General features: G+C 42.5%; 25 protein-coding genes and 1 tRNA gene. 15 read left to right on the top strand and 11 right to left on the bottom strand.

Annotation, left to right across the window (positions count from 1 at the left end):
- Window positions 1-739: 739 nt before the first annotated feature.
- Entirely contained in the window at window positions 740-1,726 is a 987-nt protein-coding gene (locus ABCW47_RS12380; RefSeq protein ID WP_343210242.1) for a DUF4349 domain-containing protein, read from the bottom strand.
- A 111-nt stretch (window positions 1,727-1,837) separates the two neighbouring features.
- Entirely contained in the window at window positions 1,838-2,737 is a 900-nt protein-coding gene (locus ABCW47_RS12375) for an NAD(P)-dependent oxidoreductase (protein WP_343210241.1), read from the bottom strand.
- Window positions 2,738-2,948: 211 nt separating this feature from the next.
- On the opposite strand from ABCW47_RS12375, the gene ABCW47_RS12370 reads away from it, so the two are divergent.
- The gene (locus ABCW47_RS12370) at window positions 2,949-3,353 is read left to right on the top strand and encodes a MarR family transcriptional regulator (protein WP_343210240.1); all 405 of its coding nucleotides are present in this window, start codon (window positions 2,949-2,951) and stop codon (window positions 3,351-3,353) included.
- On the top strand, window positions 3,350-4,186 hold the full coding sequence (locus tag ABCW47_RS12365; RefSeq protein ID WP_343210239.1) for a DegV family protein: 837 nt from the start codon (window positions 3,350-3,352) through the stop codon (window positions 4,184-4,186). Before ABCW47_RS12370 ends, ABCW47_RS12365 begins: the two co-directional genes overlap by 4 nt.
- A 44-nt stretch (window positions 4,187-4,230) precedes the next feature.
- Here ABCW47_RS12365 and ABCW47_RS12360 read toward each other — a convergent pair.
- The 9 genes from ABCW47_RS12360 to dnaA all read right to left on the bottom strand — a co-directional run bounded on the left by ABCW47_RS12360 (window position 4,231) and on the right by dnaA (window position 14,849).
- Window positions 4,231-4,318: transfer RNA gene (locus ABCW47_RS12360), tRNA-Ser, on the bottom strand.
- A 144-nt stretch (window positions 4,319-4,462) separates the two neighbouring features.
- Window positions 4,463-5,032 carry a Fe-S-containing hydro-lyase gene (locus ABCW47_RS12355; protein ID WP_343210238.1) on the bottom strand — a complete coding sequence of 190 codons (570 nt, stop codon included), beginning with the start codon at window positions 5,030-5,032 and terminating at the stop codon, window positions 4,463-4,465.
- A gap of 154 nt (window positions 5,033-5,186) precedes the next feature.
- On the bottom strand, window positions 5,187-6,029 hold the full coding sequence (locus ABCW47_RS12350) for a fumarate hydratase (protein WP_343210237.1): 843 nt from the start codon (window positions 6,027-6,029) through the stop codon (window positions 5,187-5,189).
- A 7-nt stretch (window positions 6,030-6,036) separates the two neighbouring features.
- Entirely contained in the window at window positions 6,037-8,550 is a 2,514-nt protein-coding gene (gene gyrA / locus ABCW47_RS12345; protein ID WP_343210236.1) for a DNA gyrase subunit A, read from the bottom strand.
- Between the two features lie 14 nt (window positions 8,551-8,564).
- Window positions 8,565-10,493 (bottom strand): DNA topoisomerase (ATP-hydrolyzing) subunit B, encoded by a 1,929-nt coding sequence (gene gyrB / locus ABCW47_RS12340; RefSeq protein ID WP_425516085.1) that lies wholly within the window; start codon window positions 10,491-10,493, stop codon window positions 8,565-8,567.
- 232 nt (window positions 10,494-10,725) lie between these two features.
- Window positions 10,726-11,811, bottom strand: a complete 1,086-nt coding sequence (gene recF / locus ABCW47_RS12335) for a DNA replication/repair protein RecF (protein WP_343210235.1) — start codon at window positions 11,809-11,811, stop codon at window positions 10,726-10,728.
- A gap of 34 nt (window positions 11,812-11,845) precedes the next feature.
- Window positions 11,846-12,061 carry an RNA-binding S4 domain-containing protein gene (locus tag ABCW47_RS12330; protein ID WP_343210234.1) on the bottom strand — a complete coding sequence of 72 codons (216 nt, stop codon included), beginning with the start codon at window positions 12,059-12,061 and terminating at the stop codon, window positions 11,846-11,848.
- 21 nt (window positions 12,062-12,082) lie between these two features.
- On the bottom strand, window positions 12,083-13,189 hold the full coding sequence (gene dnaN / locus ABCW47_RS12325) for a DNA polymerase III subunit beta (protein ID WP_343210233.1): 1,107 nt from the start codon (window positions 13,187-13,189) through the stop codon (window positions 12,083-12,085).
- A 268-nt stretch (window positions 13,190-13,457) separates the two neighbouring features.
- Window positions 13,458-14,849: a chromosomal replication initiator protein DnaA gene (dnaA, locus tag ABCW47_RS12320; RefSeq protein WP_343210232.1), complete on the bottom strand. Its 1,392-nt coding sequence runs from the start codon at window positions 14,847-14,849 to the stop codon at window positions 13,458-13,460.
- A gap of 642 nt (window positions 14,850-15,491) precedes the next feature.
- On the opposite strand from dnaA, the gene rpmH reads away from it, so the two are divergent.
- From rpmH to ABCW47_RS12255, 13 genes are all read left to right on the top strand, one after another.
- Window positions 15,492-15,626, top strand: coding sequence for a 50S ribosomal protein L34 (gene rpmH, locus ABCW47_RS12315; protein WP_343210231.1), 135 nt, complete (start codon window positions 15,492-15,494; stop codon window positions 15,624-15,626).
- A gap of 79 nt (window positions 15,627-15,705) precedes the next feature.
- The gene (gene rnpA / locus ABCW47_RS12310; RefSeq protein ID WP_343210249.1) at window positions 15,706-16,038 is read left to right on the top strand and encodes a ribonuclease P protein component; all 333 of its coding nucleotides are present in this window, start codon (window positions 15,706-15,708) and stop codon (window positions 16,036-16,038) included.
- Complete coding sequence (yidD, locus tag ABCW47_RS12305) at window positions 16,038-16,250, top strand: membrane protein insertion efficiency factor YidD (RefSeq protein ID WP_343210230.1); 213 nt, start codon at window positions 16,038-16,040, stop codon at window positions 16,248-16,250. Before rnpA ends, yidD begins: the two co-directional genes overlap by 1 nt.
- Window positions 16,251-16,380: 130 nt before the next feature.
- Window positions 16,381-17,652: a YidC/Oxa1 family membrane protein insertase gene (locus ABCW47_RS12300; RefSeq protein ID WP_343210248.1), complete on the top strand. Its 1,272-nt coding sequence runs from the start codon at window positions 16,381-16,383 to the stop codon at window positions 17,650-17,652.
- Between the two features lie 5 nt (window positions 17,653-17,657).
- Complete coding sequence (gene jag, locus ABCW47_RS12295; protein WP_343210229.1) at window positions 17,658-18,428, top strand: RNA-binding cell elongation regulator Jag/EloR; 771 nt, start codon at window positions 17,658-17,660, stop codon at window positions 18,426-18,428.
- Between the two features lie 114 nt (window positions 18,429-18,542).
- The gene (mnmE, locus tag ABCW47_RS12290; RefSeq protein ID WP_343210247.1) at window positions 18,543-19,919 is read left to right on the top strand and encodes a tRNA uridine-5-carboxymethylaminomethyl(34) synthesis GTPase MnmE; all 1,377 of its coding nucleotides are present in this window, start codon (window positions 18,543-18,545) and stop codon (window positions 19,917-19,919) included.
- A 27-nt stretch (window positions 19,920-19,946) separates the two neighbouring features.
- Entirely contained in the window at window positions 19,947-21,833 is a 1,887-nt protein-coding gene (mnmG, locus tag ABCW47_RS12285; RefSeq protein ID WP_343210228.1) for a tRNA uridine-5-carboxymethylaminomethyl(34) synthesis enzyme MnmG, read from the top strand.
- A gap of 7 nt (window positions 21,834-21,840) precedes the next feature.
- A complete protein-coding gene (rsmG, locus tag ABCW47_RS12280) occupies window positions 21,841-22,566 on the top strand; it encodes a 16S rRNA (guanine(527)-N(7))-methyltransferase RsmG (RefSeq protein WP_343210227.1) in 726 nt (241 codons plus the stop codon).
- Between the two features lie 15 nt (window positions 22,567-22,581).
- Window positions 22,582-23,037 carry a GNAT family N-acetyltransferase gene (locus ABCW47_RS12275; protein ID WP_343210226.1) on the top strand — a complete coding sequence of 152 codons (456 nt, stop codon included), beginning with the start codon at window positions 22,582-22,584 and terminating at the stop codon, window positions 23,035-23,037.
- A 23-nt stretch (window positions 23,038-23,060) separates the two neighbouring features.
- Window positions 23,061-23,483 carry a hypothetical protein gene (locus ABCW47_RS12270; protein ID WP_343210225.1) on the top strand — a complete coding sequence of 141 codons (423 nt, stop codon included), beginning with the start codon at window positions 23,061-23,063 and terminating at the stop codon, window positions 23,481-23,483.
- Between the two features lie 252 nt (window positions 23,484-23,735).
- Window positions 23,736-24,506, top strand: coding sequence for a ParA family protein (locus ABCW47_RS12265; protein ID WP_343210224.1), 771 nt, complete (start codon window positions 23,736-23,738; stop codon window positions 24,504-24,506).
- Complete coding sequence (locus ABCW47_RS12260) at window positions 24,506-25,396, top strand: ParB/RepB/Spo0J family partition protein (protein ID WP_343210223.1); 891 nt, start codon at window positions 24,506-24,508, stop codon at window positions 25,394-25,396. Before ABCW47_RS12265 ends, ABCW47_RS12260 begins: the two co-directional genes overlap by 1 nt.
- Before the next feature lie 103 nt (window positions 25,397-25,499).
- Window positions 25,500-26,069, top strand: a complete 570-nt coding sequence (locus ABCW47_RS12255) for a DUF4446 family protein (protein ID WP_343210222.1) — start codon at window positions 25,500-25,502, stop codon at window positions 26,067-26,069.
- The last annotated feature ends 248 nt before the right edge of the window (window positions 26,070-26,317 follow it).

Raw genomic sequence — 26,317 nt, 5'->3', positions numbered from 1 at the left:
GTTAGGCACGCCGCCAGCGTTCATCCTGAGCCAGGATCAAACTCTCATCTTAAAGTTCTTTCCTTGCCAGTTATCTGGCTTCTTTTACTGCTTCTAGGTTGTAATCTTCTCTCGAAGTTTACGCGTTCTTTTTTCTGAAATCTTTGGATCGAGAATCTCTTCTCTTTCCTGGAATTTTCAAGGTTGTTTTACTGTTCTGTTATCAAGGTTCGCTTGTTACTGTTTTGTCAGCAACTTCTATAGTCTAACATGTATCACCGTCTTTGTCAACAACTTTTTTTCTACATTTAAGCAGTTCTAAATTGTTTTCTTCGTCGGTGAGATTTATTATATAATGGTATGTCCCAAATGTCAACAGTTAATTGTCAATTTTTCTCTAATTAGGGTATCAAAACAGTGCTTCACGCTGGAACATACTATATATAGGTGTGTGATTAGATTTACAAACCTATATATAGAACAGAGTAGAATACCATCGTTGCATTTTGACACGACAATCTAAAAATGGGCCTATATTTTCTGATCTGCACATATTATTAACACAATTTATAAGTAACCCTTGTTTCTCATATATTAAGAAGATATTCTTATAAATAGGGTTTATTTCTTATTTCATTAAGGCCAAAAGACAAAAGACTGAGGTGGGGATGAATTGCTTCATCTCCACACCTGAACAACCTATATAATAAGAAACAACTAATCTTCTTTTCCAAAATCTGTAAACCACATTCATTCTATACTATTCTTTCAATTCTTTCTTTTCGTCCTTACCTTCCTTATCCGTCTGCTCCGTATTCATTTTCTTTATTTTCTTCCTGCTTCTTTTTCTGATCATTTTGATAAGTATAAGGACTGCAATTACCAGTATAGCCACCCAGATCAATATGATTATGATATTGGAGAGAAACCATACCAGGAAGTCTTCTGCTGACAAACGCATCTGGTAGAGTGTGTCGCTGAATCCATTCTGTATTCTGTCCCCCAATGTTTCATTCTGAATACTGGTTTCTCTGGCAACCTCCTGAATGTCCAGGGAGATGGTGCTGTACTCAATCTGATTATCCAGAACCTTTTTTCTCGACTCATAATCCTGAATCTCATACCGTATTTGGGAAAACCGCTCCTCAAGGGCAATGACGTCTTCCATTTTTTCAGCTTTTTTCAGAAAATCAAGCAGTCTTTCCTGCTCTGTTCTAAGGGCCTCCAGCCTGCTTTCTGTGTCCACATATTCCAGCGTAACATTCTCCGCGTAATCACTGTGGCTGAGTACATTAGACTGTCCGGAGATACTGTCTATTATTGAGATTCGTTTATCCGCCGGAATCCTGATTACCAGATTTGCTGACCGGTAGCTCTGGGAACTATAGTAGCTGTTGCCGTATACCTCTGAAGATTCCATGTAACCGCCGGCCTGGCTTACCGTGTCTTTTACAAAGTCCAGCAGCTTGTCAAATTCTTTTGTCTCTACTCTGAGGCTGGATCTGTATATGATTTTCTGATTGGATACTATCGCTTTTCCTCCGCCTGCTTCCTCCGGAGCGCTGGTTTCCATCTCATCCATGACCTCGCCTTTTTCTGTATCCATCCCCGCGTCATGTTTTGAATCAGAAGAGGCGGTATTATCCGTACTCTGAGGCATGGTCTCATACACGCTTTTCGAACAGCCGGCCAGAAGCCCGGCTGTCAATATCAATGCCAGTATTACGTACCATATTTTCTTCTTCATTTCACTTCTCCCCTTTCCATTTCTATGCCTGTACGGCATTCCGTTTTGTTATTTCTGTTACCCTTCTACAATAAATACCGGAAAGAGGAGAAAAAGGTTGCGCTATATGAATTATTTATTTTCTGCTTCTAAAAAAGCCTCGATATTACCGAGTACCTTCTTATTATAACGGCCGATTAATTGATAGGAACTTCCTGCCCCTTTATTCAGGCACAAAACGTTTGGCAGGATCTCCAGGCTTTCGTCTCCTAGACACCATGCCTTATCACACATAAAGTAATTGGAAGAATCCTTGAGCCAGTTCCTCAGCGCATTATCATCTGTAAACGGTCCAATCGATACATTCATCAGGATCTTGCCGTTTCCAAATAAATCGAGCTGTTCCTGATGGACTATAATCGCATTCTTGTTCAGACAGCCTATACAGATATCTACGTTTTGCATCAGATCATCCAGTTCTCTGTATCGGATACCTTCGGCTTCTCTCTCCGGCTTTCTTGTCCGGCTGTAATAAGAAACATCTGCGCCGAAGAATTTCAGAGCCCGGCTGATCAGTGTTCCCAGAGTTCCCATCCCCAGTACGCCTATCTTCTGTCCGGTCAGCTCATAAGGCTCCTGTTTCCACATATTCTTACCAAACCCATGAAGCAGCTGAACTAGTTCACTGATAACATATTCAACTACGCCTTCATCCCCGTAATCCCTGATTCCGGTTACAACAATACCTCTTTCATTTGCAGCTATAATATCAACGTTTGCACTCTCCGGAGAATACAGACTGCAGCACATACCGATATAACGGATATTCGGACACTGCTCAATAACCTTTCTGGTTACCTTAATTTCCAGGGTGACCAGCACACCGTCTGCGTCCCCAATCACACGGGCCAGGTCATCTTCCTCCTCCAGAATCCGCTCATTATATATAACCTCCGAAGCGTATTCTTTCAGCTTTACTTTTGAGTCATCTGTTAATTTTGTAGGGCCTATCACAACCATCTTTTGAAACATCTTTATACCATTCCTTTCCCGTTTTGATCAAAACGTTGAGAAGTTGAAAATAACCTTGCTTTGCTCGGTTATTTTCATTATAACATGGGAGCCGGTTTTTTCCAATAAAACAGAATGTTTGAACCTCAAAGCACTATTGACATTCCAACGGTCACAGGCTATAATGCAATTGTTTTGACAATCGAAATAATTTCTCAGAAAGGCGCAGGATATGAAGCATGATGAATCGGCTCTGAATCATTTTCTCGTAGATGTTTTTAATGAGATACTAAAGACCGAAGAGCTCTGCATTTCCAATTATGGCTATAAGGATCTTTCCATCCGGGAACTCCATGTCATTGAGGCTGTCTGTATAGCGGAAGAGAAAAACAGTGACAATCGGGCCACGAAAATTGCGGCTGCCTTAAATATTACGGCAGGTACCCTGACCACCACTGTTTCTATTTTGGAGCGAAAAGGTTATCTGGCCCGTTTTCACAAAGAGATGGTTGACGATATTTTGGAAAATCTGACCGGGGAAGAAACAGAGGTATTTATCCGCGCTCTTGGTGGGATCAGTTCTTTTTTTCGCAAAAAATATAAAAAAGGAATGAATCATTCCGAGGAGGTTTTATGATACGGATTATTACCGACAGTACCAGTGATATTTCCCAGCAGAAGGGGGCAGATATGGGCATCGATATTATCCCGCTGCTTGTCCATTTTGGTGAGGAAGCTTATCGGGATGGAATTGATATTTCCAATGAAGAATTTTATAAGAAGCTTCAGGAGGCAGATACATTGCCGACTACTTCCCAGTTAAATCCCTTTGACCTGGAAGCCGTGTTTAAAAAATATATCAGCAAGGGTGATGATGTAATTGGCATCTTCATTTCATCTGAATTAAGCGGTACATATCAGTCGGCAGTCATCGCTAAAAATTCTCTGGACAGCGATCATATTTTCCTGATTGATTCTAAAAATGTAACCTTCGGGCTTGCACTTTTGATTGAAGAGGCTGTGATTATGCGGGACCAGGGGAAGACCGCAGAAGAAATTGCCGGAAAAATCGAAGAACTCAAAAGCCGTGTCCGCCTCTATGCAGCCGTAGATACCTTAAAATATTTAAAAATGGGCGGCCGGATCTCTTCTTCAACCGCTATTATCGGAAGCGTACTGGGTATCAATCCAATTGTTTCCATCGAGCATGGCAAGGTGGAATCGGTCGGCAAAGTACGGGGAAGAAAAGCAGCTTTTCGCTGGCTGCTTGAAAAGATGAAGGAAGACGCACCTGATTTTGATTATTCCTTCTTCTTCGGACATACCAATGCGCCGGAGGTGCTTTCTGACTGTATCGAATTTATCACTCCCCATGTAGACAGCAAAAATGTTAAATCCAATGATATCGGGGTCATAGTTGGCACGCATGCCGGTCCCGGAGCTGTGGGTATCGCATACATTGCAAAATAACAAAAAAAGAAGAAAAACCGAATGGTTTTTCTTCTTTTTTTGGACGGAGAAAGAGGGATTTGAACCCTCGCGCCGCGTAAACGACCTACACCCTTAGCAGGGGCGCCTCTTCAGCCTCTTGAGTATTTCTCCTCATCTGAATCTGTAACTGCTATTCAGTTCTGCGCCTGCTTTTGTTGTGTCAAGCGCATATAATATATTAGCAAAGGAAAGATTATTTGTCAACTAAAATCTTCCACTCGCTAGTATATCCTTATTGCAGAAATTTATTACATATCAAACCTTATTCTTATGCTGTCCATTTAAATAATCCGCCACAGCTGTCTCATATAAATTATTTCCTTGACTGTCAATGACTACAATCACCGGGAAATTCTCTACCTCGAGCCGGCGTACCGCTTCTGTGCCCAGCTCGTCATAGGCAATCACCTCTGCTCCGGTGATACATTTGGAAAGCAGCGCTCCTGCCCCGCCGATCGCCGCAAAATATACTGCTTTATTCCGGATCATGGCATCTATGACTTCAGAGCTTCTCTTTCCTTTACCTATCATACCGGCAAGACCCCTGTCTAAAAGCGCCGGCGTATATTTATCCATTCGGCTGCTGGTTGTAGGGCCGGCAGAACCAATTACCCTTCCCTCTCTGGCGGGAGTCGGTCCCAGATAATATAGAAAGCTGCCTTTCAGATCAAAAGGAATCTCTCCTTCCTCCTGAATTGCTTCATACAGCTTTTTGTGCGCGGCATCCCTGGCCGTATAAATTACACCGGTTATGTAGACAAAATCACCGGCATGCAACTGACTGGCTGTCAATTCATCTACAGGTGTAGTAATATACTTTTCCACAATACATCCCCTTTATCCTCAAAGTTATGCACATTTTTATCCACAACAATTATCTGGAAACTTTCCTTCTATTTGGCGGCTTAGCAGACTTATTGTCCTACTTCAAAATAAATTCATCCACAATGCCGCACACTTGTATTTTCAGTTATAAACATTATAGACATCTCTTTACATGCCGATTTACATGGCAGCAAATATTGACTGCCATTGGAAGTCCTGCAATATGAGTAGGATAGGTTTCAATATTCACGCCCAGCGCAGTGGTCTTTCCGCCCAGTCCAGCAGGACCGATGCCAAGTTCATTTATGCGTACGAGAAGTTCTTCCTCCATCTTACGTATATGGGGCAGAGGCGAGCGTTCCTTCAGATCTCTGGTCAGCGCTTTCTTGGCCAGCCAGGCGCACTTTTCAAAACTGCCTCCGATTCCGACTCCCACTACAATGGGCGGACAGGCATTAGGACCGGCTAATTTCACCGTCTCCAATACGGCTTCCTTTACCCCTTCTTCACCGTCTGCAGGCTTGAGCATATAGATCCGGCTCATATTTTCACTTCCAAAACCCTTGGGTGCGACTGTAATATTGACATTTTCACCCGGAACAATAGAGTAGTGAATAATGCCCGGTGTGTTATCCCTGGTATTCTCCCTTAGAAGAGGATCTGCTACTACGGATTTTCTCAGATAACCCTCCTGATAGCCCTGCCGGATTCCTTCGTTGACCGCATCTTCCAGATTATCACCTTCTATATGGACATCCTGACCAATTTCCAGAAATACAACAGCCATACCCGTATCCTGACAGATCGGTATCTGTTCTTCTCTTGCAATCCGGATATTCTCAGTAAGCTGTCCCAGGATTTGTCTGCCGAGAGCTGCTGTTTCGCTCCCGGCAGACTGTAAAATTACAGTTTCCATGTCCTCTGAAAGGATATAATTCGCCTCAATACACATTTCTTTAATATTGCGTATGATTTCATCTGTGTGAATTGTTCTCATCGGCGTTTCATCCCTCCGATTTTTCTGCTTCCGCCTCTTCTTCGGCAGGCGTTTCACCGATCGGGTCCTCTGTGCTGCCCTCTCTCACCTTGGCGATACTGGCTACCGTAACATCATTTTCTGAATCAACGTTAATCAGTTTTACTCCAGAAGTGATCCGTCCCAGATCTGAAATCTGAGAAACCATGATTCGTATTATAATACCCTGAGTCGTAATCAGCATCATTTCATTTTCTTCATTGACTGCCTTGACTCCGACTACATTCCCGGTTTTTTCCGTAATCTTATAACATTTTACACCTTTACCTCCGCGGCGCTGGGGTGTAAATTCTTCCATCTTAGTACGTTTACCCATTCCATACTCTGAAACAAAGAGGAGATAATCTCCCTGGGTATTTAACTGCATACCTACTATTTCGTCGCTGTCATCCAGATTCATTCCGATGACACCCATGGAAGTTCTTCCTGTCGGTCTGACATCCTCCTCATTAAACCGGATACACATGCCATGTTTAGTCACAAGGATAATATCTTTTTCACGGTCGGTAACCTTAACTTCGATCAGTTCGTCGTCCTCCCGCAGATTAATCGCCTGAAGCCCGGATTTCCGGATATTCATATACTCTGCGATTGACGTCTTTTTGACGATGCCCTTCTTGGTTGCCATAAATAAATATTTGGATTCATCGTATTCCCGGAGAGGAATAACCGCGGTTATATTTTCCTCCGGCTGCAGCTGCAGAAGGTTGACGATAGCCGTACCTCTGGCTGTTCTTCCTGATTCCGGAATCTCATATGCTTTCAGCCGGTATACTCTTCCTTTATTGGTGAAGAACATCAGGAAATGATGGGTTGTTGACATAAACAGATCCTCTATGAAATCTTCCTCTATGGTCTGCATTCCCTTAATTCCCTTGCCGCCCCGGTTCTGTGCTTTAAAGTTATCGACGTTCATTCTCTTGATATAACCCAGCTTCGTCATGCTGATTACCACGTTTTCTCTCGGTATCAGATCCTCTGTGGTAATATCATAGATATCATATCCTATGGATGTCCTTCTCTCGTCCCCGTATTTGTCGGAAATAGCGAGAATTTCTTCTCTGATTACGCCTAACAGTTTCTTTTCATCGGAGAGAATGGCCTGATAATATGCAATCTTTTCCATCAGATCCGCGTATTCCGTTTCCAGCTTTTCTCTCTCCAGACCGGTCAGAGCCCTCAGTCTCATATCGATGATTGCCTGAGACTGAACATCTGTCAGACCAAATCTCTCCATCAGATGCTCTTTTGCTTCCGCACCGTTTCTGGAAGAACGGACGATTTTAATTACCTCATCAATATTATCCAGAGCAATAAGCAGGCCTTCCAGGATATGAGCCCTCTCCTGGGCTTTATTTAAGTCATAGCGGGTCCTTCTGGTGACAACTTCCTCCTGATGCTTCAGGTAGTATTCCAGCATCTGGCTCAAATTCAGGACTCTGGGTTCGTTGTTGACCAGAGCCAGCATAATAACACCAAACGTATCCTGCAGCTGGGTATGCTTGTATAATTGATTTAAGATAACATTTGAATTTACATCCCGGCGCAGCTCAATACAGATACGCATGCCGTTCCGATTGGATTCATCTCTCAAATCAGTGATGCCATCTATCTTCTTCTCATGTACCAGCTCTGCAATCTTCTCAATCAGTCTTGCTTTATTCACCATATAGGGCAGTTCAGTGACGACGATACGATTCTTGCCGTTTGCCATCGGCTCTATTTCCGTAACGGCCCTTACCCTGATTTTACCCCGTCCGGTCCGGTAAGCCTGATCAATGCCGGCTGTGCCTAAAATAGTGGCTCCTGTAGGGAAGTCGGGTCCTTTTATTATTTTTAATAATTCCTCAATCGATGTCTGACGGTCTTCCTCTATCCGGTTGTCGATAATCCTGACTACGCCGTTAATAACTTCCCTGAGGTTGTGAGGCGGTATATTTGTAGCCATACCGACAGCAATACCAGACGTTCCGTTAATTAACAGATTCGGGAAGCGGGAAGGCAGAACGGCAGGTTCTTTTTCCGTCTCATCAAAGTTCGGAACGAAATCTACCGTATCTTTATTAATATCAGAGAGCATCTCCATAGAGATTTTGCTCAGTCTGGCTTCTGTATAACGCATGGCCGCGGCGCCGTCGCCATCTACGGAACCAAAGTTTCCATGACCGTCCACCAGGGGATACCTTGTTGACCATTCCTGGGCCAGATTAACCAAGGCCCCATAAATGGAACTGTCGCCGTGAGGATGGTATTTACCCATGGTATCGCCGACGATACGGGCACATTTACGATGGGGTTTATCCGGCCCATTGTTCAGCTCGATCATCGCGTGGAGAATTCTTCTCTGTACCGGCTTCAAACCATCTCTGACATCAGGAAGAGCACGCGCGGCGATAACTGACATAGCATAATCGATATACGATGTCTCCATCGTTTTCTTCAGGTCTACCTCATGGACCTTATCGAAAATAGTTTCATCCATTGTTTTCTCCTCCATCAGATGTCTAAGTTTTTCACATACTTGGCATTTGCTTCAATAAATTCTCTTCTTGGCTCTACTTTATCTCCCATCAGGGTGGTAAAGGTCAGATCAATCTCTGATGATTCCTCTTCATCAATGGTAACACGCAGCAAGATACGTTTCTCCGGGTCCATGGTAGTTTCCCAGAGCTGCTCCGCATCCATCTCCCCAAGTCCTTTATAACGCTGGATCTTATTGTTTCCGTCTCTGCCCACCTCTTCCAGCATGGAATTGAGCTCATCATCGCTGTACGCATAGCGGACCAGCTTGCCCCTCTCCAGTTTATACAGCGGCGGCTGAGCCAGATAGACATAACCGTCTTTGATCAAATCAGGCATAAAACGGTACAGGAAGGTTAATAGAAGTGTGCTGATATGCGCACCATCCACATCCGCATCCGTCATAATAATAATCTTGTGATAGCGGAGTTTACTGATATCAAAGTCCTCCGAGATACCAGTTCCAAAAGCTGTAATCATGGCCTTGATCTCGTTATTGACCAGTATTTTATCCAGTCTTGATTTCTCCACATTCAGGATTTTACCTCTCAGCGGCAGAATCGCCTGCGTAGCACGGGATCTGGCTGTCTTGGCGCTTCCCCCTGCGGAGTCTCCCTCTACAATATATATCTCACAATTCTTCGGGTCCTTATCGGAACAATCTGCCAGCTTACCCGGCAGGCTGACACCCTCCAGAGCCGTTTTTCTTCTGGTCAGATCCCTGGCTTTCCTGGCCGCATCTCTGGCCCGCTGTGCAAGTACTGCTTTCTCACATATAATTTTAGCAACATTGGGATTCTGCTCCAGGAAATAGGTCAGCTGCTCGCTTACAATGTTATCTACAGCCCCTCTCGCCTCCGAATTGCCCAGTTTCTGCTTTGTCTGTCCCTCAAACTGAGGATCAGGCAGTTTTACACTTATAATAGCGGTCAGACCCTCTCTGATGTCCTCACCGTTTAAGTTCTGTTCGTTATCCTTCAAAAACTTCTGCTCTCTGGCATAATCATTGAACGTTTTCGTTAAAGCATTTTTAAATCCGGTGAGATGGGTTCCGCCTTCCGGTGTGGTGATATTATTGACAAAACTGTAGGTTCCGTCTGTATAGGAACTATTATGCTGCATCGCTACTTCCACGTAGACATCATCTTTCTGTCCTTCACAGTAAATAATACTGTCATAAAGGGGATCTTTGTGACGATTTAAATATGCCACATATTCCTTAATACCGCCTTCATAGTGGAATACACGTTCCTCCGGCTCCTCTGCTCTGTCATCTCGGAGTACGATCTTGACATTCTTAGTCAGGAAAGCCATTTCCCGGAGGCGCTGTTTTAACAGATCGTATTCAAATACGGTCTCCTCAAAAATTTCTCCATCCGGTTTGAATGTTACATCCGTACCGGTATGATCTGTATCGCCGATGATTTCCAGCTTTTTAACAACCTGCCCCCGCTCATAGCGCTGTCTGTATTTCTTTCCGTCTGTATGAATCGTTACCTCCAGCCATTCAGACAGTGCGTTGACAACCGATGCACCAACGCCATGCAGACCGCCGGATACCTTATATCCCCCGCCGCCGAATTTTCCGCCGGCATGCAGAATGGTAAATACCACTTCCACACCTGGAAGGCCCGTCTTACTGTTAATTCCAACAGGGATTCCTCTTCCGTTATCACAGACGGTAACGGAATTATCCTTATTAATCACTACCAGAATCGTATCACAGAATCCTGCCAGAGCCTCATCAATTGCGTTATCCACGATCTCTGAAACCAGATGGTGAAGCCCCTTGGAAGATGTACTTCCAATGTACATTCCCGGACGTTTTCTTACCGCCTCCAGGCCTTCCAGAATCTGAATCTGATCCGCACCGTATTCCGTATCCTTGTCCATATTAAAATCCATATTCATTATTACCTCCAATACCGAAACCAAAAGGCTTCCTGCTGCCGCCTTTTCAAACTGCCTCTTTATAATCCTTATCAAATAGTGGATAATGAAGAGTGAAAATAATATTAATTTACAACGAAAATCTGTCTACAATATTAAAATAAATTGTTGGAACGTTTCTTTCCACGTTCTTCATTCTTCATTATAAACTCTTCATTTTATAGATATCTTCATTCTTCATTATTCACTATTCTGTGATAGTTACCTTTCCCTCCGACACATGATACACTTTATTAATCTTCAGCCGGTCACGAATAAATTCTTCCATACCGGTACAAGTTATAATTACCTGAATATCCTGAATCCCATTTAACAGCTGTTTCTGCCTTGTACGGTCCAGCTCCGAGAGCACGTCATCCAGAAGCAGAATCGGCTTGTGCCCTGTCATCCTCTTAACCAATTCAATTTCTGCCAGTTTTAATGACAGCGTGGCGCTTCTTACCTGTCCCTGTGAACCAAACCGGCGGATATCCAGATCATTAATATAAAACACCAGATCATCCCGGTGCGGGCCTGTATTTGTGGTCTTTAAAGCGATATCCCGCTCCCGTCCCTGTTCCAGCTTTGTCAGAAACTCGTCTTTATCCACAGAAGGAACATACTGGATGTGGATTTCTTCCTTTTCTCCGGAGAGCTGATAGTGAATATCCCGAATAACATCATTCAGGCATGTAATAAATTTCTTTCTGCCCTCTATGACCTGATTCCCATATTGTACCAGCTGCTCATCCCATATACTAAGTGTATCCATTAATGAAGGTTTGAAACTGATCTGCTTTAACAGGTTATTTCTCTGCTGCACGGTGCGGTTATAGCCTGACAGAAAATTCAGATAGACCTTATCCAGCTGACACAGCTCCATATCCACAAATCTTCTGCGCTCTCCCGGGCCGTTCTTCACCATAGAAAGATCTTCCGGTGAAAAGAACACTACATTCATAAAACCTACCAGCTCGCTGGACTTGCGGATCGGCATTCCGTCAATAGCCGCTCCTTTTGCCTTGTTCCTCTTCAGATGGATATCGATCCTGTGACCAATCTCTTCCCGTCTCATCTCGATCCGGATATGAGATTCCTCCCGTCCAAGGTGAATCAGCTCCCTGTCCTTATTTCCTCTGTGAGACCTGGTTGTGCTCCCCAGATAAATTGCTTCCAGAATATTTGTCTTTCCCTGTGCATTGTCGCCAAACAAAATGTTGACGTTATCATCAAATTCCATATAAAGATCATCATAATTACGATAATCTTTCAGCTGTAAAGACCGGATGACCATATTATCCTACCTCTGTGATGTCTGCCTGGGAAATTCATTTTGTAATCAGAATCTCTTCTGTTCCAAACGAAACTCTGTCCCCCTCATGCAGTTTTTTACCTCTCTGGAATTCCGGGACGCCATTTACTTTAACTTGGCCGTCCAGAATGGCTCCCTTGGCATCCCCGCCGTTTTCCGCCAGACCGGCCGCTTTCAGCGCCTGACCCAGTTTAATAAATTCTTCTCTCAGCTTCAATTCAATCTCCGCCATAAAATCAAAATCCTTCTTTCTCTATGCTGCCAGGAAGTTAACAGGCAGAATCAGATAAATATAATTTTCTTCTTTGTCTTTGATAAAGCACGGCGCCTTCGGATTAAATAAATAAATATCCACCTCTTCATCGTCAATTACCCGAAGTGCATCCATCAGAAATCTGGGGTTAAAACCAATCAGAATATCTTTACCTTCCTTCGCTATATCAATCTCTTCATTCATAGAACCGATCGCAGAATTAATCTTTAACTCCATTCCCCCATCGGTAATATTAATAATAATAGGCCGCTTCTCGGATTCTTTAATCAGCAGCGTAGCACGGTCGATGCAGCTTAACAGTTCTTTTTTATTGATGGTTATCTTTGTCTCATAGTCATTGGATAACATCTGGTCAATCTTATAATAATCTCCTTCAATCAATCTGGAGAGTACCACAGTCTGAGCAAATTCAAAGACAATGTGCTTGTCGGTAAAGAATATCTTCACCTCATCGGACATCTCTCCGGAGAGAATCTTGCTGACTTCAATTAATGTTTTACCTGGAACAATAACCTGATTGTCATCGTAGGCTTCCTTTAATTTCGTCCTCCGGATAGAAATTCGATGTCCATCCAGTGAAATTACTCTGAGATTATCCTGACGAATTTCAAAAAGTTCACCAGTCATAATCCGGTTGCTTTCACTGTCAGAAATAGAGAATACCGTCTGACGAATCAATTCTTTCAGGGTAAACTGGGAAAGGACTATAGACTGGTCCCGTTCGATCTCCGGAAGGAATGGGAATTCTTCACCGGATTTCCCCAGAATATTAAACTTCGCTTTCTCACATACAATAGATATATTATAATCTTCATCTGCCTGGATCACCACATCATTTTCCGGCAGCTTACGGATGATTTCGGAAAATACTTTTGCATTAACCGCTACCATACCAGGTTCCTCTACAAAAGCATCAATTTCTGTCTGGATGCCCAGTTCCATATCATTGGCAATCATCTGAACAGACTGGTCTGTTACCTTTAAAATGATACATTCCAGTATTGGCATTGTCGTCTTAGCAGGAACCGCCTTCAAAACAATGTTAACACCATTTAAAAGATTTGATTTCGAACAGGTTATCTTCATAAAATGTGTACAACTCCTTTCGGGATTCGATATAGATATAATAATAAAATAGTAAGCAGTAGTAATAATAGAGGGTGTGGAAATGTTGGTAACTCTGCAATCCATTGTGAATGCAGGCTTTTTAAAAAATGAACTGTCCATATTTTTGTGAGTTTATTCGGGACAGGCTGTGGATTACTGTGGACAAGTTTTTAACCTGAAAATGATACACATTTCTTCCACAGTCTATCAACAGATTGTCCACATTTTGTTCATCACTCTGAACCCATCAGGAATTCTTGGGATTTAATTTTTTACAGAGTACCTGTATCGTATTCTGAAGAGTATAATCCTGCTCCAGTGCCGATTCAATTTTCTCAATTCCGTGCATGATGGTGGTATGATCCCGGCCGCCGACCGCTTTTCCGATGTCGATGAGTGAGGAATCGGTAAATTTACGGCAGAGGTACATACAGATCTGTCTGGGAAAAGATATGTTCTTATTTTTCTTCGTGGACTTAATCTCGTCGATTGTAATATTAAAATGCTCTGCGGTTATCGATACAATCAATTCAGGTGTGATCTCAACCTTATCATTGGGAGAAATCATATCCTTTAAGGCTTCTTCCGCAAGATCCATGTTAATCTCACGGTTCTTTAAACGGGAGAAAGCAACAACCTTTGTCATAGCTCCTTCCAGTTCTCGAATATTTGACTTAACATTTGATGCAATATACTCCATAATGCCGTCATCTATATTCAGATTATCCAGCTCATCTTTCTTGCGGAGAATTGCCATTCTGGTTTCATAGTCCGGAGACTGAATGTCTACAATCAAGCCCCATTCAAAACGGGAACGAAGGCGTTCTTCCAGAGTTTCAATATCTTTTGGCGGTTTATCACTGGAAATAATAATCTGTTTTTTCAATTCATAAAGGGCATTGAACGTATGAAAGAATTCTTCTTGGGTTCTCTCTTTCCCGATAATAAACTGGATATCATCGATGAGAAGTACATCCACGTTGCGGTACTTATCCCTGAACTCCGAGGTAGTCATATTCTCATTACGAATGGAATCAATTAATTCGTTGGTGAATTTTTCACTGGTTACATACTGAACCCTGGCGTTGGGATTCTGCTGCAGTATAAAATGGGCGATCGAATGCATCAGATGGGTTTTACCCAGTCCTACTCCTCCGTAAATAAACAGTGGGTTGTAGATGTCTCCGGGTGCTTCTGCAACAGCCAGCGCAGCGGCGTGAGCCAATTCATTGTTATTTCCTACAACAAACGAATCAAAAGTATATCGGGGATTTAAAAACGGATAGTCGTTATTCCGTGTTTCTTCTATATTAATAGTCTTCTTGGTATTGGAAGAACTGTGCTTCTTCGTATAAGTAGAAGCTTCGCTTTTCGGAATAAAGGTAAGGTTAAACTCCTGGTCCAGTGTTTCAGCGATTACAGTAGATAACAACGCACCATATTTTTTATTGACGATATTGACCGCATTGGGCCCAAGTTTGGAATCATCCACAAGAACGATGATTTCATTCTCTTCCGGATAAAGGTCGAGGATTTCCAGTGGTTTGATCCAGGTATTATAGCTGATATCCAGCAGCTCATATTCTTGTTTCAGCGTCTCTTTGATCTCATCCCACTGACTAACTAGTTTTTCTTTCATATCATACCCCAGGCTCTTCATAGTAATAGGCGCATCAATCGATGACCCTCTCTGTACAACAGGACATGTCCACAATCCGGACAGCCTGTCATGAATAAGCCGGCCCGCGTAAGCGCACTGGCAATGTTCTGGATTCACTTCAACTGTACTGAATAAACTGAAAAAGTTGACTGACCCATTTAAGATAAAAAACTTCGTTGTGCTATGGAAAACATAGGGTACGAAGGTTTTCTAATATACCGCCTCCGGAAAGCCTCAGAAGGCAGTTCATCCGTATTAAATATTGGTCTCTAAGTGAATGCCTAAATCCTTAAAAATGTCAAACAGGAGCCGTCTCACGGCTCATACAATACTATCTTATACTATATGGAGGGATTTTTCAAGAATATAAGGAGAATTAGGGATGAGTTTCTTCCTATTTATATAGGAGATATTTGGCAATACAGAAAATGTACCGAGGGAATAGAAATAAGGCTGCAGCATGTACGAAATTGCATGTTTTCGGGTTAATTTTTCTTGACGGAATCAAAGAATGATAGTACAATGAGACGTGATATGGACTAGTTCCTTCATTTAGCCGGATTCAGACGTCTGTTTGGGACCGGCAGCAAATGATATACCAGAAAGGGAGGTGTTTCTCAGATGAAGATGACATTTCAGCCGAAAAAAAGATCCAGAGCCAAAGTTCATGGATTCAGACAGAGAATGAGTACTTCTAACGGCAGAAAAGTATTAGCCAGCAGAAGAGCAAAAGGAAGAAAGAGATTATCTGCTTAGGTCGCAATTATTGTGGCCTTTTCTTCTATGCAGGTACCGCAAAGTCAGATATGGGGAGACCTGATCATTGTCAGAGAGAATGAGAAAAAATCAGGAGTTCCAGGAGGTATATCACCGTGGGACATCCTATGCCAATCGTTATTTGGTTATGTATCTTCTTCCAAATCGCGGGAAGAAGAATTGTATTGGAATATCAGTCAGTAAAAAAGTAGGCAACAGTGTTGTCAGGCATAGGACTAAAAGACTGATTCGGGAGAGTTTCCGGCTTAACGAAGAGAAATGCAAGAGTGGTTACCAGATTGTGGTGGTAGCCAGAGTTCTCTCAAAGGGAAAAGATTATAAGGAAATAGAAGGTGCTCTGCTGCACCTTTTTAAACTTCATGGCATTTTAAAAGAGACGGCGAATTCGTAATGAAACGGATATTGATTTACTTGATTAAATTTTATCGCAGAAATATCTCTTCTTTGAAAGGAAGACCCACCTGTAAGTTCATGCCCACCTGTTCGGAATATGCGATTCAGGCATTAGAAAAGCATGGACTGATTAAGGGGGGCTTTTATGCCTTGTGGAGACTTTTACGATGCAATCCCTTCTCAAAAGGCGGTTACGATCCGGTTCCGTGATGGACGGAATGATCCCCGGAGCAGCCGGGGAGGAAAGTATGGAAAGCCATACATTCTAATTTAGGGAATTTGTCGGATTCCCTTATTCGTGCGTTAGGACGCATGGGCTAGGAGGAAAAAGGTGTTTAGTATGTTTTTGACCCAGTATGACGGGTGGTTTCTGGGACCGATTGCCAAGGTTCTTGGAGTTATCCTCAACGGAATTTATGAGTTGTTCAGTAAAATTGGCATTGAAAACGCGGCGTTATGTATTGTAGTATTTACGGTTTTAATCAACCTGTTAATGACACCTTCTACAATCAAGCAGCAGAAAAGTACGAAACTTACTTCATTGGTTATGCCCGAACTGAAGGTGATTCAGGATAAGTATAAAGGCAAGCGCGATGAAGTTTCAATGAGAAAGCAGAATGCAGAGACGCAGGCGCTGTATGAAAAGTATGGAATTTCACCTACCAGCGGATGTCTGCCGCTCCTGATTACATTCCCCATCCTGTTTGCACTGTGGCGGGTAATGTATGCGATTCCGGCTTATATTCATCCGATGTATCAGCTGTATGAAGAGATCGCTGTGGGAATCAGTACTACACAGGGTTATATTCCGATTATGCAGCAGTATATGGAACAGTTTAAGGTTGTATTCAAGGACTGGGCCGAGGTTAAGGATGGCATAATTATAGGTCAGATGGAGATCAATCATATTATTGATATTCTGTCTAAATTCACGGAACCGGTTCACTGGCAGGCACTTTCGGAACAGTTCCCGGCTCTTGCCAGTGTTATAGCTGTTAATTCGGAGAAGATCATGAGTATCAACTCCTTTGTATTTGGAATGAACATCATAGAGGCTCCGGGATTCTCCTTTCCCGGTATACTGATACCAATATTTGCTGCGGCCTCGCAATGGTATCAGCAGAAGATGATGACGGCCGGCACGCAAAATAAAGATAATCAGACGATGAATACCATGAATGGCGTCATGAAATTCATGCCTATTTTTTCGGGTATAATCTGTATCTCCATGCCGATTGGTCTTGGTATATACTGGATTACCGGATCGGTTGTGCGAATTATTCAGCAGTTTATTGTAAACCGTGTGATGGGCAAGATGGATGTGGATGAACTGGTGGCAAAGAATATGGAAAAGGCCCGGAAGAAGCGGGAACGTAAGGGACAGACAACTTCTGATGTTGAAAAATATTCCAGACAGTCAACCCGTACCATTAAGGATATTGCGTCTGGTTCCACAACCGTGGCAAATAATTATAACAAACCAAATAATAAACCAAACAACCAGGCTAACCAGTCGCAGAAGAGGGAAAGCAAAAACACAAATTATGAGGCGGGAAGTATTTCCGGATATGCACATTTGTTGGATAGTCATAATGAGAAAGAGGAGAAATAAGACTTATGGCAGAGTGGATGGAATTTACAGGGAAAACCGTGGATGATGCCTTAACAGAAGCCTTAATTAAACTGGGGTTAACCAGTGACCAGGTCGAATGGGAAATTCTTGAGAAAGAATCCGGCGGATTTATCGGACTCTTTAAGAAGGCAGCAAGAATTCGTGTAAAAGCAAAATCCAGTATTGAAGATGTTGCAGGAGACTTTTTAAAGAATGTTTTAAGAGAAATGAATATAGCTGCGGACGTTATTGTGACAATGGAGGAAGCAGAGAATACCATGAACATCGAGTTAAAAGGCGAGGACATGGGAATTCTGATTGGTAAAAGAGGACAGACCTTGGATTCTCTTCAGTACCTTACCAGCCTGGTTGTAAATAAGGAGCAGGAAAGCTATCTGAAAGTAAAATTGGATACGGAAAATTACAGGGAGAGAAGAAAAGCAACCCTGGAAAATCTGGCCAAGAATATTTCCTATAAGGTAAAGAGAACAAAACATTCTGTAACGCTGGAACCGATGAACCCGTATGAGAGACGTATTATCCACGCTGCACTGCAGGGAGATAAATATGTTGAGACGCACAGTGAGGGTGAGGAGCCTTACCGCTGTGTTGTTATTACATTGAAAAAAGGGTATCGTGACTATAATAACAGCAGCAGAGGTTCCAGAAGACCTTATAATAATAAACGTAATTATTCCAGACCATACAACAACAAACGGGAAGATGCAGTTCAGACTGAAAAACCCGCGATGTCCGGCAAGGAAGATCAGGAATAAAAGGGATGGAGCAAAAAGGAATCTACCTCTGGATGGTAGATTCCTTTTTCCATAATGATTCAGATTCAGGTTAACAAACGATGTTGCAGATACAGGAAAGGAACAGATATGAGAATGATTTCTGATACAATCGCGGCAATTGCCACGGCTGTAAATAACAGCGGCATCAGTGTAATTCGAATAAGCGGCGAAGAGGCTCTGGCAGTCATAGACCGGATCTATCGCTCGAAAAAGAGCGGCAAAGTCCTTTCCAGGGAAAAGAGTCACACGATTCATTATGGATACATAGTGGATCAGGATCAGATCATTGATGAAGTGATGGTGCTGATAATGAAGGCGCCGAACAGCTATACAAGGGAAGATGTTATTGAGATAGACTGCCATGGCGGTATTGTTGTAACCAGACGTATCCTGGAGACAGTGTTAAAAAATGGAGCCAGGGCTGCGGAACCAGGAGAATTTACAAAACGGGCTTTTTTAAATGGAAGGATAGACCTTTCGCAGGCAGAAGCTGTGATTGACGTGATCCAAGCCAAAAATGAGATGGCTCTGGACAGCTCGGTCAGACAGCTGCGGGGTGGGCTGAGAGAGAAAGTACAAAGTTTAAGAGATAATATTTTAAGAGATGTGGCCTTTATAGAGGCAGCTCTGGATGATCCGGAACATATAAGCGTAGACGGCTTTGCGGAGGATTTGCGGACTCATACGGAGAATAATCTTAATGAGCTGGAAGAACTTTTGATGCGTGCAGAGGATGGACGTATGATCAAAGAAGGTATCCGTACGGTTATCGTGGGAAAACCGAATGCGGGAAAGTCCTCGTTGTTAAATTTACTAGTGGGAGATGAACGGGCCATCGTCACAAACGTGCCCGGAACCACAAGGGATACATTGGAAGAAACCATTATGCTGCGGGGAATCTGTCTGACAGTCATTGATACGGCCGGTATAAGGAAAACAGACGATATTGTGGAACAGATAGGCGTCTTGCGAGCAAAAGAAGTGATGGAACAGGCCGATCTGATTATATATGTGGTGGACGGCTCCCTGGAGCTGGATGAAAATGATCTGGAGATTATTGAACTGCTTCAGGACAGAAAAGCAATCGTCCTGCTGAATAAGACGGATCTGTCCCTGGCATTAAGTCAGGGAGAACTTGAGAAAAAGACAGGTAAGCCCGTTGTTCCGGTGTCGGCAAAGGAAAATCAGGGTTTAGCGGAACTGGAGAGGCTGATTGAGCAGATGTTTTTCCAGGGAGGTCTTACTTATAATGATGAAATATATATTACAAATGAGCGTCATAAGGCTGCGGTCAGGGAGGCTCGGGAAAGTTTAAAACAAGTAATTTCAAGTATAGAGAATGAGATGCCGGAGGATTTTTATTCCATCGATCTGATGAATGCCTATGAAGCACTGGGCGCGATAATCGGGGAAGCGATGGATGAAGATCTGGTAGATATGATTTTCCGGGAATTCTGTATGGGGAAATAACGGAATAGAAAAGGGGAAAGTAAAAGGATGTCTTACATTTACGAGGAATATGATGTAGCAGTTGTGGGAGCCGGTCATGCGGGCTGTGAAGCGGCTCTGGCCTGCGCCCGGCTGGGATTAAAGACGATATTATTTACAATCAGTAATGACAGCATCGCTCTCATGCCCTGCAACCCGAATATAGGCGGCAGTTCTAAGGGACATCTTGTCAGGGAAATTGATGCGCTGGGCGGTGAGATGGGCAAAAATATAGATAAGACCTTTATCCAGTCCAAGATGCTGAATAAATCCAAGGGCCCGGCTGTTCATTCCCTCCGTGCCCAGGCCGATAAACAGGATTATTCCAGAAGTATGCGCAAGATCCTGGAAAATACCCACAATTTAACACTCAGACAGGGGGAAATTGTGGATATCTTAACGGAAAATGGCAAGGTCAGTGGAGTAAAGACCTATTCTGATTCTATCTATCCCTGCAAGGCAGCCATACTCTGTACCGGTACGTATTTAAAAGCAAGATGTATCTACGGGGATGTGAGTAACTATACCGGTCCGAATGGTCTGGCGGCGGCTAATCACCTGAGTGAGGCGTTAAAAAGACTGGGAATAGAGCTGTACCGCTTTAAAACAGGTACGCCGGCCCGCATTGATAAAAGGTCTATAGACTTTACCAAGATGGAGGAACAATTCGGGGATGAGGAAATTGTACCTTTTTCTTTCACAAATAAACCGGAGGACCTTGAGAGAGAGCAGGTTTCCTGCTGGCTGACCTATACAAATGAGAAGACCCATGAAATCATCCGTGCCAATCTGGACCGCTCTCCTCTTTTTTCCGGAAATATAAAAGGAACGGGGCCAAGGTACTGCCCGTCCATTGAAGATAAGGTGGTGCGATTCGCAGATAAAAACAGACATCAGGTATTTATTGAGCCGGAGGGGCTTTATACAAATGAAATGTATATCAGCGGCATGTCCAGTTCTCTTCCGGAAGATGTTCAGTTTCAGATGTACCGGACCGTGCCGGGCCTGGAACATGCGGATATTGTCCGCAATGCATATGCAATCGAATATGACTGTATCAACGCCAATCAGCTAAAATCCAGTCTGGAATTTAAAAAGGTGGAAGGACTCTTCAGCGGAGGTCAGTTTAACGGCAGTTCCGGGTATGAAGAGGCTGCGGCACAGGGACTGATAGCAGGGATCAATGCGGCCAGAAAGATTATGGGAAAAGAGCCTGTGGTTCTGGATCGTTCTCAGGCATATATAGGTGTTCTGATAGATGATCTGGTGACAAAGGAATCTCATGAACCTTATCGTATGATGACGTCCAGGGCTGAGTACCGTCTCATACTGCGCCAGGACAATGCGGATCTTCGCCTGACAGAGCTGGGCTATGAGATCGGTTTGATTGATGAGGATCGCTGTAAGGCTGTGTGTGAGAAGAAACGGCAGATCGCACAGGAGATCGAGCGACTGGAAGGTATTCAGGTGGGGGCCTCGGCACAGATTCAAGAATTTCTCTTAAAGCATGGAAGCTCTGAATTGAAAACCGGAACCAGCCTGGCAGAGCTGATCCGCCGGCCGGAGCTCTCCTATGAACTGACCGGGGAACTGGACCCGGAGCGTCCCGTTCTGCCGGAAGATGTTATCGTTCAGATCAATATTAATATCAAATATGACGGCTATATCAAACGGCAGCTAAAGCAGGTGGAACAGTTTAAAAAGCTGGAGAAGAGGAAAATACCGGAGGATCTTAATTATGAAGATATATCCGGACTCCGCATTGAGGCAAGACAAAAACTGATACAGGTAAAGCCTTCTTCTGTGGGCCAGGCATCCAGAATTTCCGGAGTGTCGCCGGCAGATATTTCTGTTTTGCTGGTTTACTTAAGTGCGGGGAGAACCGCAGATAAATGAGGATAAAATGGAAAAAAGATTAAATGATTATTTAAATGATTGGGATATGTTTCTTACGGACGCGCAGGAGAAACAATTTCAGAAATATTATGAGTTATTGACTGAGAAGAATAAAGTGATGAATTTAACTGCTATTACAGAATATGAGGAGGTTAAATTAAAACATTTTGTCGACAGTCTGTCTCTCATCAAAGCAAAACGGTATCTCCCGGCTTCTATGGAAGGCTTAAGACTGATCGATGTGGGGACAGGAGCCGGATTTCCCGGCATTCCCCTTAAAATATACTATCCTGAGTTAGAAGTGGTATTGATGGATTCGCTGAATAAAAGGATCGGATTTCTAAATGAAGTAATACAGGAACTGGGTCTGCATGGTATTACTGCCGTTCACAGCAGGGCGGAGGAACTAGCACACAAAGTTGAGTTTCGCGAACAGTATAACATCTGTACATCCCGGGCGGTTGCCAATCTGGCCACTTTGTCCGAATACTGTCTGCCGTTTCTGCGCATAGGCGGAGTTTTCATATCCTATAAGTCAGGTAATATAAGTGAGGAGCTTGACAGCTCCAAAAAGGCAATTCAGATTTTAGGAGGGAAAATAAAAGGCATTCAGGAGTTTACACTCCCTGGCAATGAAATAGCAAGATCATTAGTTGTTATAGAAAAAGTAAAACATACAGGCAAGAAGTATCCCCGTACACCGGGCAAACCAGGCAAAGAACCTATTATATAGGAAGGAGATATTCATATGATAAAGGGGCAATTCTTATTTTACGGCAGTGACCTGTCAGATGTACTGCGTATACGTGAGCAGGTGTTTCTGGAGGAACAGAAAGCAGAACAAAGTATGGTCTGGAATGAAGATGATCAGACAGCGGCACATCTTATTATATATGACGGAACTAAACCCGTGGCGACAGGCAGACTGGTGAAGGAGGAAGACGGTTATAAAATCGGTCGTATCGCTGTCTGCAAAGACGAAAGAGGAAAAGAATATGGAGACTTTGTCGTGCGTATTCTATTAGAACGTGCGTTTCAATGTCAGGGAGATAAAGTAAAGGTAACCGCACAGCTGCATGCAGTACCCTTTTATGAAAGATACGGTTTTCAAAAGTCCGGTGAAGAATATTGCTCAGAGGGCCTTATGTGTGTAGACATGTCTGTGAAAAAGGAAAACTGTAATTTTGGCTGTCAGTGCCATTAATGGCAGAAAAGAGGACGAACACAATGGACCGGATGATGAAAGAAATAGAAAAGCTATATGCAGAGAATAAAGAAATAATAGCAGCGATCAGAAAAAAGATAAGCGATGAAGAGAACAATCAGATTCGATTGGAAAAAGAGCTGAATGAGATGCTTGGAATGGGACGTGAAAATAAGGTATACTTCTCTCCTATCGCGGTTCAGACAAAAGATAAGATAGGACAGCTGGAAAAAGAACGTGATGTCAGTATGATGGCAAAATGTCAGCTGGAAAACAGGTTGCAGGGTCTGGAGAGTCGAGATCAAGCATTACAGGCAGTGATCGAACAGAAGGATAGGACGAAACTTGTCGAAAAACTGGTTTTTATTAAAGAAATCATACAGAATGATCCAGAGCGAGCATTAATTGAAATTGGCCAACTAATCTCAAAGCTGGATAAATTGTAAAGAATTTATTAATTTTACTATGTTTCACGTGAAACATTAGTGTCAATACTTGTTTTTAAATAAATAGCCGGTATAATAAAAACTAGCTGAGCGTGAGCGCGAAGCTAGTTTTTATTTCTCAAACGCGAAGCGAATGAGAAAAACCCGTAGAACTGAGCGTTAACGCGAAGCTAGTTTTCATTTCTCAAGCGCGAAGCGAATGAGAAAGTACCCATTATTACATCAATATATGTTATAGGAAGGAGGATTAGAGTGGCACGAATAATAGCAATAGCAAATCAAAAGGGCGGTGTCGGGAAAACCACAACTGCAATTAACCTCTCCGCTGCTTTAGCAGAAAAGAATATGAAAGTGCTGACTGTCGATGCAGATCCTCAAGGAAATACATCAAGTGGGTTTGGAATTGAAAAAGAAGAAATAGAGAATACCATATATGAGTTACTGTTATCTGAAAGCTCTCTATCTGAGTGTATAATAAAAGAAGTATATCCGAATCTGTCACTATTACCGTCCAATATGAATTTATCAGGGGCAGAAATAGAATTAATAGGGATTGATAACAAGGAGTATATATTAAAGAAATCTTTGGACCAGGTGAGAGATCAATATGATTTTATTATAATTGACTGCCCTCCATCTCTGAATACTCTTACAATCAATGCTCTTACAGCTTCTGACAGCGTTATTGTTCCAATACAATGCGAATACTATGCTTTGGAAGGGCTAACGCAGCTTATTCACACGATAGAATTAATAAAGAAAGCACTAAATCCAGCATTAGAATTGGAAGGGGTCGTCTTTACCATGTATGATGCTCGTACCAACTTATCTTTACAAGTTGTCGAAAATGTGAAAGAAAATCTTGACAGGCGGATTTATAAATCAATCATTCCCAGAAATGTAAGATTGGCCGAAGCACCAAGTTATGGTATGCCGATTACAATGTATGATTCAAAATGTTCTGGTGCAGATGCATATCGTGATTTAGCAGACGAAGTAATTGAAAGGGGTATGGACAAATAATGGCGGCAAAAAGAGGATTAGGCAAGGGATTAGGTGCAATCATTCCAACAGAAACGAAAGAATCTCCTGTTAATGAGAAAAATGAAAAAGAAGAAACTGTTTCACGTGAAACATTAGTAGGTATAAATGAGATAGAACCAAACCAGGAGCAGCCAAGAAAAAACTTCAATGAAGATGCGCTTATAGAATTAGCGGACTCTATTAAGCAGTATGGTGTTATACAGCCTTTGATTTTGCAAAAAAGGGGAAAACGGTATGAGATTATTGCCGGCGAGAGGCGTTGGAGAGCTGCAAGGCTGGCAGGATTGAAGGAAGTGCCCGCTATCATAAAGGAATACTCTGATCAGGAAATAGTTGAGATTTCTCTGATTGAAAATATTCAGCGGGAAAATTTAAACCCTATTGAGGAAGCCTATGCCTATCAGAGATTAATGAAAGAGTTTATGCTGAAACAGGATGAAATCGCGGAACGGGTATCGAAGAGCAGAGCCGCGGTTACAAATTCAATGCGGCTACTGAAGCTGGATGAAAGAGTACAGCAAATGCTAATTGATGATATGATTAGCAGCGGACATGCGCGGGCAATATTGGCAATTGATGATAAAGAAACACAATATATGGTAGCACAGGAAGTGTTTGACCACAAAATGAGCGTGCGTGAAACAGAAAAATTGGTTAAAAGACAGGGTCAGCCCAAACCAGCTGCTCCTATTGTTAAGATGGCTGATGACGCTGCCGTTTATCATGATCTGGAAGAGAAAATGAAACAGATTATAGGAAGTAAAGTCAGTATTAACAGAAAAAGCAACGATAAAGGTAAAATAGAAATAGAATATTATTCCATTGAAGATCTGGAGAGAATTATTGATTTAATGGAAAATATTAAATGATAGACGGTTACTGATGAAGTTTCCTCGTTAAGGGGAAATAGTACAAAGGAAAGGAAAAGTGTGTTGCCCTTTTTCTGGCGTCTGTCTGGCAGGAGTACATTATTTGGGCAAGATTTATGCACGGGTGATAAATGTGAAATTATTGGATCAGCTTGGCTTGGACGTGGGATATATTTTACTTGGCCTTGTGGCAGTTGCAGTAATTCTGGCGATACTGGTTTTAGTCTTAATCATACGGCAGAATAAGCTGAACAAAAGATATAAAAAGTTTATGGGAAAAGATGGGGACGGTTCTCTGGAACGGAGAATTCTCGATCGGTTCAGCAGAATTAGTGATATAGAAGAATCCTTGGATAAAATGCAGGAGCGGATGAAATCTCTGGAAAAATCCCAGAGAGGTACCTATCAGAAGTTTGCAATCGTAAAATATGATGCATTTCATGAAGCAAAGGGGAACATAAGTTTTGTTTTGTGCATGTTGGATCATAATAATAATGGATTTCTCTTAAACTCCATGTATGCAAACGATGGCTGTTATGCTTATATTAAAGAACTGAAGTTTGGAATTTGTGAATTCCCTCTTTCTGAAGAGGAAGAGCAGGCCTTTCAGGAGGCTGTTGCAATGGAGGAGAAAAGGGATAAAGAAGAAGAAAAAAGAGAAGAAGAAGTTTAAGACAGGGGGCTCTGGGAACAGAGCCTCTGTTTTATTACATTGAAAGGTCTTTAATTTTTCAGCATTATAAAAAAATGGTATAAACTGCGTATTCTAACAAGTTAAACGTTTTGTAAATATATATGAATAAAGTATTTCATAGGACATAAGACTGCTAGATTATGGTAACCTATTAATATAGAAGAAAGACCTTCAGTATAAAATGACTTGAAAGGTATTATACTGTTAAAAACCATTTTCAATGAGGT

The sequence above is a fragment of the Anaerolentibacter hominis genome (assembly GCF_032380675.1).
Classification (GTDB): Bacteria; Bacillota; Clostridia; order Lachnospirales; family Lachnospiraceae; genus Anaerolentibacter; species Anaerolentibacter hominis.
The sequence above is the reverse complement of the archived record's forward strand: the minus strand, read 5'-3'. Positions and strand labels throughout refer to the sequence as shown.